The organism is Pseudomonadota bacterium (assembly GCA_026388255.1).
In the GTDB taxonomy this organism is placed as follows: domain Bacteria; phylum Desulfobacterota; class Syntrophorhabdia; order Syntrophorhabdales; family Syntrophorhabdaceae; genus JAPLKB01.
In genome coordinates, this window is record JAPLKC010000030.1 from 1 (window position 1) to 10,727 (window position 10,727).

At 42.5% G+C, this 10,727-nt stretch carries 9 protein-coding genes; 2 read left to right on the forward strand and 7 right to left on the reverse strand.

What is annotated here, in order from left to right:
- The 6 genes from NT178_03110 to NT178_03135 all read right to left on the reverse strand — a co-directional run.
- The coding region (locus NT178_03110) for a hypothetical protein (GenBank protein MCX5811517.1) at positions 1 to 461 on the reverse strand (461 nt) is incomplete at its 3' end.
- 181 nt (positions 462 to 642) lie between these two features.
- On the reverse strand, positions 643 to 1,707 hold the full coding sequence (locus NT178_03115; GenBank protein ID MCX5811518.1) for a hypothetical protein: 1,065 nt from the start codon (positions 1,705 to 1,707) through the stop codon (positions 643 to 645).
- Positions 1,708 to 1,805: 98 nt separating this feature from the next.
- Positions 1,806 to 3,650: a PEP-utilizing enzyme gene (locus NT178_03120; GenBank protein MCX5811519.1), complete on the reverse strand. Its 1,845-nt coding sequence runs from the start codon at positions 3,648 to 3,650 to the stop codon at positions 1,806 to 1,808.
- A 742-nt stretch (positions 3,651 to 4,392) separates the two neighbouring features.
- Complete coding sequence (locus NT178_03125; GenBank protein ID MCX5811520.1) at positions 4,393 to 5,997, reverse strand: Na/Pi cotransporter family protein; 1,605 nt, start codon at positions 5,995 to 5,997, stop codon at positions 4,393 to 4,395.
- Between the two features lie 84 nt (positions 5,998 to 6,081).
- Positions 6,082 to 6,438: a methionine--tRNA ligase subunit beta gene (gene metG / locus NT178_03130; protein ID MCX5811521.1), complete on the reverse strand. Its 357-nt coding sequence runs from the start codon at positions 6,436 to 6,438 to the stop codon at positions 6,082 to 6,084.
- An 88-nt stretch (positions 6,439 to 6,526) separates the two neighbouring features.
- Complete coding sequence (locus NT178_03135; GenBank protein MCX5811522.1) at positions 6,527 to 7,141, reverse strand: fumarylacetoacetate hydrolase family protein; 615 nt, start codon at positions 7,139 to 7,141, stop codon at positions 6,527 to 6,529.
- Positions 7,142 to 7,474: 333 nt separating this feature from the next.
- Here NT178_03135 and NT178_03140 point away from each other — a divergent pair, with 333 nt between their 5' ends.
- Entirely contained in the window at positions 7,475 to 8,938 is a 1,464-nt protein-coding gene (locus NT178_03140; GenBank protein MCX5811523.1) for a M48 family metalloprotease, read from the forward strand.
- A 26-nt stretch (positions 8,939 to 8,964) separates the two neighbouring features.
- Here the strand turns inward: NT178_03140 and NT178_03145 are convergent, their stop codons facing one another.
- A complete protein-coding gene (locus NT178_03145; GenBank protein ID MCX5811524.1) occupies positions 8,965 to 9,498 on the reverse strand; it encodes a methylated-DNA--[protein]-cysteine S-methyltransferase in 534 nt (177 codons plus the stop codon).
- Between the two features lie 108 nt (positions 9,499 to 9,606).
- Here NT178_03145 and NT178_03150 point away from each other — a divergent pair, with 108 nt between their 5' ends.
- Positions 9,607 to 10,371 (forward strand): MBL fold metallo-hydrolase, encoded by a 765-nt coding sequence (locus NT178_03150; GenBank protein ID MCX5811525.1) that lies wholly within the window; start codon positions 9,607 to 9,609, stop codon positions 10,369 to 10,371.
- The last annotated feature ends 356 nt before the right edge of the window (positions 10,372 to 10,727 follow it).

A 10,727-nucleotide genomic window follows, 5' to 3' on the forward strand; every position in this document is an offset into this window, starting at 1 on the left:
GCTAATGCATAGGAGACGATAAGAGTGCCGAAACCCACGAATGCCGGGTGATCACCCTTAATACCTGCTGCAGGCCAGCATCCCCACACAACAACGCACCAAAAAGTCATGATAACCGTCATAATCGTGAAGAATATGAGAGGCGGTGTGGGCGGTGTTACAAAGCCTCCGACAGTCTTTATTGACCATCCAGCGATAACTGCACCTAAAACCATATTAAACAGCAAAAGGTATAATCCTTTCAAAGGCTGTTCTAATTTTGCTGCAGGCGCCGGGTAATTACCCCCCCATACCATACCCATGATTATGGAAAGCGGTATAAGACACATTGCTAACTCACCGGCCCAGGGAATAAATGTCTCCGGCTTAAACCAAATGATAATGCCAAAAGCAAGAAACAATACAACAATTAACCCCAAAACCCCCAGCAAAGGCTGCTTGACTTCTCCTTTCTGATTCATATAACATACCCCCTTCATTTTTTTGTACATCTCTCAACTAAAATAAAACTGTTATCCTATCCTCCTTTCTTGGTTAATGTATAACTTGTATGAGTATATAACCATTTGTGATAAAAATCAACATCACAAAAAAATATTCGTTTTTTTATATTCATCTCCCCTTCCCCAAGAGTACTTATACTTATTTTATCTTTACTCCTGCAAGCAATTGGCCCAGCATAAGCTCCATAGGGTCTTTCTTCCCCTCTGTTTTTGAAACAACTTCTTTTTTGTTCCAGACTGATTCCGGTCTTACCTGAAGGATAATAACATTCTGCGGGAAAGGAATATCCGCGTCAATACCGAATTCAATATCGTATGCTGTCCCATAATATTTCTCAATCAGTTTGCTTACTCTGGCAAGTTCTCTGACTTCTTCCATAGACAGACAGTTTACTCTTCTTTTCTCTTCAGGCACGTCCGTTTGCACGATATCACTTGCGTTTTCCCTGTATACACACTGAATCTCTTTGCTGCCCTTTATAATCTTTATAGGATCAAGCGTAATTTTATCAATCAGATATGTATCAGGGGTAACCAGACCGCTTACCACAGCCTCACCAAGGCCATAGCTTGCATCAATGGAAATCTTTGACATATCGCCGTTGATCGGGTTTAGCGTAAAAATAATCCCTGATACCCTTGAGTTAACCATCTTTGGGATACCTGCACCTATATTGAAAAGAAACTCCATGCCTTTGTTCATCCTGTACATAATTGCTTCTGTGTTATAGGCGCTTGACCAGCATTTTTTTACATAATCTATAAGGTCTTTGTCGCCACAAATATTCAGATATGTCTCCATCTGTCCGGGCATGGATGCTGCGCCGCTGCTGCGAACTGCTACAGGACATGCGCTGCCGTATTTCTCACACATTTTATGGTACTCACTAAGAATCACATCTCCGATAGCCGCCGGTATCTCTGCATTCTCAACCAGTTCCATGGCTATCTTGCTTGCCTCTTTGGCTGTTTCGAATGACACCTGCTTATCGGGTGGATCTATCAGTTTTCTGATCTGTTCCTTAATGCCCGTCATAATAAGATACTGGTCGTTTGCATGGATGGTAACAGCAAATCCCGGAGAAATAGGAATACCTGCTTTCAACATTTCGCCCAGATTTGCATTCTTTTTACCTACAAGGTTAAAATCCTTGCCTTCTAGCTCATCATAACCTAAGGTGAATCTTTTTTCTTTCTCTAACATGTTCTTTCCTCCATATTTTAGCCTGAAATTTTAGCCGGCTGCAGAAAACCTGCAGCCGGCTCCTGAAAAATAAGGAGTTGAAACAATCTTTTCGTGCGTTATTTAGCCCTTTCGAGTATTGTTACCAACCCCGTATCGCCATCCATTCTTACCAAATCACCTGTCTTTATAAGCTGCGTACCCTTGCCTGTACCTACAACTGTCGGTAATCCATATTCCCTGCAGACAATGGCAGCATGACACATCGGTCCGCCCACGTCGGTTATGGCGCCTGCAATCGTCACAAAGCAGGGTGCCCAGCTCGGCGAGGTAGTCTTGCAAACGAGTATCTCACCTTGTTGAAGGTCTGCAAGTTCCTCTACTTCCTTCAAAACCCTTGCCTTTCCTTCGGCAACACCCGAAGAACCCGGTGAACCTTGTATTTCATTCGCTGCTGTAGCTCCTCCTTCTTCCCCACCTGACAACCATGATGTCAGCGTGCTGTTGGTAATACCCCAGAGTGCGATTGTGAAGGGTTCTGTTACAACATCAGGAGGTGTACCAAGAGCTGCCGGCGGCGTCCATTCTTTGAATTTTTGATATACGCCTTTTCTCCAGGCAACCTCTTTCGGCCAATAGGATTGTCCTCTCGACTTTACGCCTGTTGTCCATCCTGTAATCATATCCCACAGCGCCGCTTTAATTTCATCGCGTTTTAAGTAATACATGTCCTCGGCATTTTCAAAGAAACCTGCACGCTGAAGTATCTTGCTAACCTGATGTGTCTTCTGCCAGAACAGGGTGTGGAACCAGTGTTCAACATAAAAGTTATGGTCTTCAGCATAGGGAAGCACAAGACGCGCCAAACCGAGACCCTGATCAAAGGCATCTCTGTCTGCATCAGTCTTAAGCAGAGCCCTGTACTCATGGGCAATCCTGTCCCTTTCCTCAAGTATCTGAGCTGTCGGTCTCCCGATCTCCTTGCCTTCCTTTAAGGTCTTAATATTTGTCTTAATCGCGTTGAAAGGTACATTGAGATTATCATTCCAGCTTGTTTCAGTATGGAACCAGCCGGTGCCTGTGGATATATGGAACCACGGGTATCTTGCCTTTTCCAGTTCTGCAAGCCACTCTTTTCCTGTTGCATGTTGCTCCAATTCTTTCATCAACTCGTCAGCCTTCAAAGGTTTCGCAATGACATCATCAATGCCGAGTTGAATTGCAAATTTGGCAAGCCTGATAAGCTCTGCATCAGGTTTGAACAGGATAGGGTCGAAGCCCGCTGACATCTTCACAAGTGTTGCTATCGGAATACCAGGGAAGAGTTGATCTCCTGTGGCAAAAAAGGTCACTTGTGCAGCATAGGCCAGATTCAGAAACTCAAAATGGTACTGCCAGCATAAAAGACCCAGGTCTATAAGTTCATCCCACTGTTTCAGGAGTTTATAGCCGCTCCCTATTCCAATCCCTTCCTTGATAATGCTAATATCTTCCATGACAGGCAGGTCTGTAAAATTCATTGCCGCAAGCTTATCAATGACAAGGCCCATCTTCTTCTTCCAGTTTTCATACAAGCTGTCCCAGTTCTGGAAATAAAACCCGGCACGTTCCATGAAAAGGGGTACCCTCCTCCCGATTTCCTCAGGGTCCGGAACGCCAACAGGGCTTATGTACACGTAACCATTCACAATCCTGTGATCGATACCCAATGCAGGTGGAATAAGCCAGTGACGGGTATTATACTGCGAGAGCGCCATTGACCATGCCTCATCCCATATAAGATCAAAGGGATAGTGAGGAATGGGGTAGTGCAATCCGTCATAGAACCAGATCTGGCTGCTTTCATAGGCAGCTCTCTCCGGATCATCTTTGGAGAACGGATACTGATAGGGATACATCTTTTCCCAGCCTTCTGTACCTGGGATCGTTGCAACATCATGTGGATCCATAAACTTTTTTGCCATGAGCTTCTCCTCCCTTTTGTTTTTTAAAAAACCTCTAAAGCCTGAACCATTTCGGTTCATCGAAATGTTCCGTGCATCACAACATGCGGCTTGAGTAGTTTCTTACATTTTGATCAACTTCTTACAAATTTTGTTTCTCTTTTTCAGAGTGACTCCTCTGAAACCTTCATTATTCACAAGGCGTCCGATTCCAATAAATCCTTAACGGTACCCCCCTGTAATCTCGCTTACCCCTCTGAGAATTATATTCCTATCGCCAATCGTCTTAATACGGCAAATCCCTTCTAATGGTACAAATATATTCATTTTATATCATAATTAATAAAAAAACAAAATTTGGACATAAAATAAATTTTCTTATCGCTATAATGTTCTATAAAATCTCTCCTCCTCATTAACAAATTAAGGAGGACAAACATAACTGAAGAAAAACCCATATCACCAAGCTTGCAATTTATTAAATATATTGTCAGTGTTGTTTGCATTTTATATCATGCACTTTTTATGTCAATTAATTTGTTCTTATACCATATAAGGATAACTTATATCATTCATTGTCTGGTTAGGCTTTTGCATTTGTCTACACCAAGGACTTTTTGTATTTATATTTTGAAGCACTATAAGCCCCGGTATAATGCATCACTTTAGTTCACATGGTAAGTCGCATAACCGCTTGGGGTTGTAGGAGGCTCCGACAGTTTTACTGGTGAAGGAGGGCGACCTGGTACCCGCATAATATCAATTATGTTTCCTCCTCCAGCCCTGCCATATGTTCTGCTATGGTTTTACAATGATAGGATATCCTTTCAAGGTTTAACAATATATCGACAAAAATAGGTCCTGCCTCGGCGAGGCACACCTTCTGATAGAACCTTTCAAGGTGTTGTTCTGTTGCTCTTTTGATGCAGGTTTCAACCTCTTTGTGTCGTTGAAAGATTTTTTCTATGGTTTCTTCGTCCCTTTTTTCAAGTAGAGAAGACGTATCCTCAAGATTCTCCGTAACCAGCCCTTCAATCTCTTCGAGTTCTTCCAGCGCCGCATCGGAAAATATTGCCTTACGTGCGCGCTTTGATTCGGCAAGCTCAACAATGTTTGTTGAGCGGTCGCCTATCCTCTCGATCTCATATACAATCGTTGAAAAGGCAAAAAGTTTTTTCGATAACGCAGGTGTAAGCTGCCCACATGAAATATTCCACAAGTACTTTGTTATTTCGGCCTGTAGATTGTCAACGACCATTTCAACATACATGATGTCCCTCTTTGTCGCTGTACTGAATTTTGTTATGAGGCTTACGCTTTCTTTTAACATTCTTCTCGTCAGGACTATTTCCCTTATCAGTTCCTGTTTCACACAGAAGAGTGCATCCTTAGCGCTGGTAAGGCGTTTTGTGTCAAGGAATTCCGGCCAGAGTGGCAATGCCCCATCAGTTCCAGGAATGATCTTTTCGATAAAGGCAGAGAATGGCTTAAGAAAAAAGATAAAAATCAGGACTATGAAAAGATTAAAGACAAAATGGCCGAGGGCAATCTGTTGAGCAATGCTGAAAGAAAGTTGCTTTAAAAACATAATAAAAACAGGCAGGAAGAAAAGGCAGATGATAACGCCGGAGCATTTGAAGACAAGATGGGAGACAGCACTACGTTTGCCGTTGATATTCCCGGCAAGGCAGCCCATGAGGGCTGTCACGGTTGTGCCGATATTCGCTCCAAGCACAATAGGCATGGCATTTTCAATAGTTATGAGTCCCTGCTGACCCATAATAATCAGGATGCTTATCGGGATTGCCGAAGCGTGAACAATGCCGGTAAAAATAATGCCGATTCCAACACCGATCAGCGGGTTTTTAACTCCGTGGAAAAAATCAAAAAAGGCCTTGCTTTCTTTAAGGGGCGATGTTGCATCACCGGTCAAGCTCAAGCCGAAAAAAATCAAGCCGAAATATATGAGCCCTTCGCCTGCCTGCTTCAGCTTTTCTTTTCCCAAAAATAGAAGTATGCCGCCGATAAAAATTATGACAGGGGCTGCAGAGGTTACATTCCACACAACAAGCTGCGCTGTAAGGGTGGTCCCGATGTCGGCGCCGAGGATTATGCCGAGCGAATTGTGGAAACTGATCAATCCTGCGCTTACTATCCCTATGGTAAGCATGGTGGTGGCCGAACTACTTTGAAATAAAATTGTTGCCAATATACCCATGCATACGCCGTATACGGGTTTTTTAACGGCTATTTTTATATATTCTCTCATCCGGACGCTGAAAAGCTGCTGTATGAATGAACTCAGCTTTATCATACCGAACAGGAAGAGTGTCAAACCGGTAATAAATAATAAAAGACCGTTGATCATATTTTGCACCCCATTCCACAGTTCACAGATAGCACTCTTTGTTTTTTTGAACTGTAAACCGTAAACGTGAGTTGTGATCCGTTTTCACGATATCCTGGCCCCGTTTATCATATCTTTGTCTAATGTTATTAGAACTACGGACGATTTGTCTTCATTGGATGCCGCAAGGAGCATACCATGAGAAATAATACCTCTTAATTTAAGGGGTTCCAGATTTGAAACTACTGTTATTTTCTTTCCTACCAGCTCTTCCTTTGTATAATAAAGTTTAATGCCTGCAACTATGGTGCGTTCCTCACCCATATCTATGGTAATCTTATAGAGCCTATCCGCGCCTTCAACATCCTCGCAGGCCTTAATCTCTGCCACCCTTAGATCCATCTTTTGAAAATCATCGAAGGTTATGTTATCCATAGTTTTACTCCTTTTTTTGTTTTGTATGTCAGTTTTAACAGTTTGAACCGATCAAACCGTTTTTAATTCAAAGGCTGCAATCTAAACCCGCTTAAAACAAAACAATTTAAAATTATCATTCTCTCCGGGCAACTGTGTTTCTCAAAATCCCGATTCCCTCTATTTCAACTTCCACCACGTCTCCAGCCTCAATTGCCCCAACCCCCGGGGGTGTCCCTGTAATAATAACATCGCCCGGCATCATTGTCATAATTCCCGATATAAAAGAAACAAGTTCAAATACGTTAAAGATCATGTTTTTTGTGTTTGAGTGTTGCCTTTCAACACCATTAACCCTCGTACAGATGTCCAGGTTAAAGGGATCCAAATTCGAGACTATTTTGGGACCGAGTGGGCAGAACGTATCAAACGATTTTGCTCGTGTCCACTGGCCGTCCTCCCTCTGCAAATCCCTTGCGGTAACATCGTTGGCGCACGTATAGCCTATAATATGGCGGGGGGCATCCTTTATGGAGATGCTTCTTGTTTTGTTTTTTATGATCACAGCAAGTTCACCCTCGTAGTGGACTTCCCTGCTTTGTGGAGGACAAATAATTGTCTCATTATGCTGAATTACAGCAGTAGGGGGCTTCATAAAGATTAACGGGTATTTCGGAACAGACATCTTCAGTTCCTCTGCGTGATCGAAATAATTAAGCCCGATAGCTATAATCTTCGATGGATGGAACATGGCCTTACCTTTACTTGAATTTAATGTTCTTAATAAGCACTTCTTCGATACTTTATGCCTGACCTGCTAAACAGTATACACCAATCATGATTTTTTACAAATGTCCTTATACTACAAGTTGAGAACATCGAACCATGAACCGGAGTATCCTCCATACTCTATACTATCAATTACATAGATATTTTAAGCTTTCTCGATCATGCAGAAATACGAAAAGCCGCAAGTTATTCAGGGTTCACCACTTACGGCTGCCTCTCAAAAGAGCTTAGTAACACTATTGACAAAGCAAGCCGTTGAGTTACAATATAAGTACAGCAAATTAAGGAGGAAAGTATGTATATATTCATCAAATATGCGGCTATCAGAAATTTACTTGCCTTTTCCTTTATATCTCTTGTTCTCTTTGCTGTCGTTGGCTGTGCCACAAATCCCGTAACAGGGCAGAGCCAATTCATGCTTGTTTCGGAAGAACAGGAAATTCAAATAGGCAAGGAGTTATACCCCAATGCCATGTGGGGCGCCGAAGGCGGCGGAGGCGAGTTTAAAGACGAGAGAGTGAAAGCATATCTCAAAAATGTTGTATTGAATATCCACAAGGTATCCCACAGGCCTAATCTGCCGGTAGATTTTGCGATTCAAAACAGTTCTGTCCCTAATGCATGGGCAATACCGGGACATGTTGTTATTACAAGGGGGTTGCTTGCAGGGCTGGATAATGAAGCCGAGTTTGCCTTTGTTATGGGCCATGAAATGGGCCATGTATCTGCACGCCATTCCGCAAGCCAGATGTCTCTGGGAATACTCCACCAGACTTTATTGGCCGGAGCGGGTATAGCTCTTGCCGGGAGCGATTATTCCGATGCTACTCTTTCGCTCGGCGCGTTGGGAAGCAGCTTATTACTGCTAAAATACAGCAGGGTTGACGAACTTGAAGCAGACGGTCTTGGCGTCCAGTATATGACAAAGCTTGGTTATAACCCGAAAAATGCGGTTAGCGCCCACATGAACCTCGAGAAGGTATCGAACGAATATATGAAATCCCTCGGGAAAGGTACACAGGAAAGGGGGTTTTTTGAAGACCTGCTTTCCACCCACCCCAGGACATCTGTGAGGATTGACGAGATTCAGAATATCATCAACCATACTTCTTCGTTTGCACTTAAGGGAGATGGCGTAAACAGGCAGGAATTTCAGACCATGATTGCCGGTACAAAAAATATAAATAATACATATATTGCCCACTATGATAAGGCTGTCAGGGCATTGAACAATAAAAATCTCGACGAAGCCGTGGCCCAGATAACAAAGGCTATCAATATAGATCAAACACAGGCACCTTTTTACAGTTTAAGCGGTTTTATCATGCTCAGAAAGAAAAACCCTGAAAACGCCGAGAAGTATTTCAATTATGCCCTGCGTCTTGACAATAATTACCAGCCTGCATTGAGGGGCATGGGCGCAATCCGCTATATAAAAGGAAATTATGCTGAAAGCATGCAGTATTTAAAGAAAAGTATTGCCCTTTTCCCTGAGGATATGCATGCCCATTACTTTCTCGGCATGAGCTATTTTAAAACAAATACCTACAAAACAGCCCTAAATCACCTTAAACTCTTTGCCGATACACATCCGAAACACCCTGAGATACACGGTGTTCTAGGGACATGCTATGAGAACGTAAATGATCCAAGCTCTGCCTATAAAGAATATGCAATGCAACTCAAGGTTGCCCCTAACAGTGATATGGGCAAGCGAGCTGCCGGGCGGCTACAGGCACTGGGGGTAAAGGTAAAGTAGTAATCCTTCATCTTATGTTATTGTTGCTAATAATTGTTGACCGGTCTTTGACTTGGAGAACACCTTACCCCCTCTGTAGCAAGGAGCCTTTCTTTTATCTGTACACCCATTGAGAAACCCCCGATAGTACCATCTTCACGGATAACCCTGTGGCAGGGAATAATAATCGGGATAGAATTTCTGCCTACTGCCTGACCGACTGCACGGGCGGCATTTTTATAGCCCAGCCTTTTGCCTATACGGCCATAACTTGTAACTTCCCCGTAAGGAATCTTTCTCAACTCTTCCAGTACCTTCCATGTAAATATACCAAGATGGGAAATGTCAACGTCTATATCAAAATCAACCCGGTCTCCCTTTAAATACCTGTCGAGGAGTTTGCATAACTTATAAAAGTATTCAGGAGATTCAACACCATCAGGATAACGGGCTGTGAGGGATTTCTTTATCATGTAAACTCCATCGGTTTTTATATCAAGTTCGATGAGCCGTTCGGCTTTCGAAATAAGCACAATATTGCCCAGCGATGAATCAAAAAATGCATAGCGTATCAAATCCAATTTGACATACCCTCTAAAAAAAGTTTAATTGTTTCTCTGGTTTGTTTGGTCTATCCGTTTATAAACCAAGATGTTACCATGACTTTTATATCATAAAGGTGGCTTGAAATGGAAGGATTTATCAAGTTTCTCGGAACAGGGGGTGCACGGTTCGTTGCAATGAAGCAGCTACGGTCAACAGGCGGACTCTGGCTGCATTACAGGGATACGAACCTTTATATAGACCCCGGTCCGGGGGCAATTGTCAAAATACATGGGTCAAAAGAACGCTTCGACCCTGTTGACCTGGACGGCATAATACTCACCCATAAACATTTAGATCATGCAAACGATGTGAATATCATGATCGAGGCAATGACCAACGGAGGTTTTAAAAAAAAAGGGGTACTTTTTTGTCCCGAAGACGCAGTTGATAAAGACCCTGTGGTTTTGAAATATGTTATGGAATACCTCGATAACATTGTTTATCTGAAAGAACAGAAGAGCTTCACTATAAAGGATATATCCTTCAGCACACCTGTGAGGCACGTGCACCCTGTTGAGACATATGGTATCATATTTCATCTGAACAAGACAATCGGCTTGATATCCGATACGAGGTTTTTTGATGCACTCCCTGATCACTACCATGCGGATATCCTTATTATTAATGTTCTCAGGTCAAAACCTATCGAAAAGCAACATATTGTTGATCACCTTGCAATAAACAATGTTGCGGAGATTTTAGGACGTATCAAACCTGAAACTGCCATTATGACACACTTCGGCATGAACATGATTATGGAGAAGCCTTATCTTTTAGCGGAAAAGCTTAAAATGGAAACAGGCATAAATGTAATTGCCGCCTATGACGGAATGAAGCTGGAATTCTAATCTCTGCGGTTAAATTCCCCGCATCTTTCTCTAAAGGTTTTTGTATTTGTCGTTGATAACTGCCTCTTCACCCTACGCGTTTTTGCCTTAGATGTAAGCTTCACGTTTATTACGTTAGATACAATACTTCTGCCTGAAGTTGAGGCTTCGCGGTTTTTGCCTTGTGTATTGAGAACTTCTTGTAATCAACAAAAATGGATTTTTAACAAAGTGCAAGATTACATCGCCCTATACGTAACAAAGTCTGTTTTGTTCTGTAAGATCAGTTAGTTAAGTATGCTTTTCCTCCATATTGAGTTATGGGGCATTGCTCTTATTCTTTAAAGGATAAGAGGCAGATCGTCAAGATAAAAATA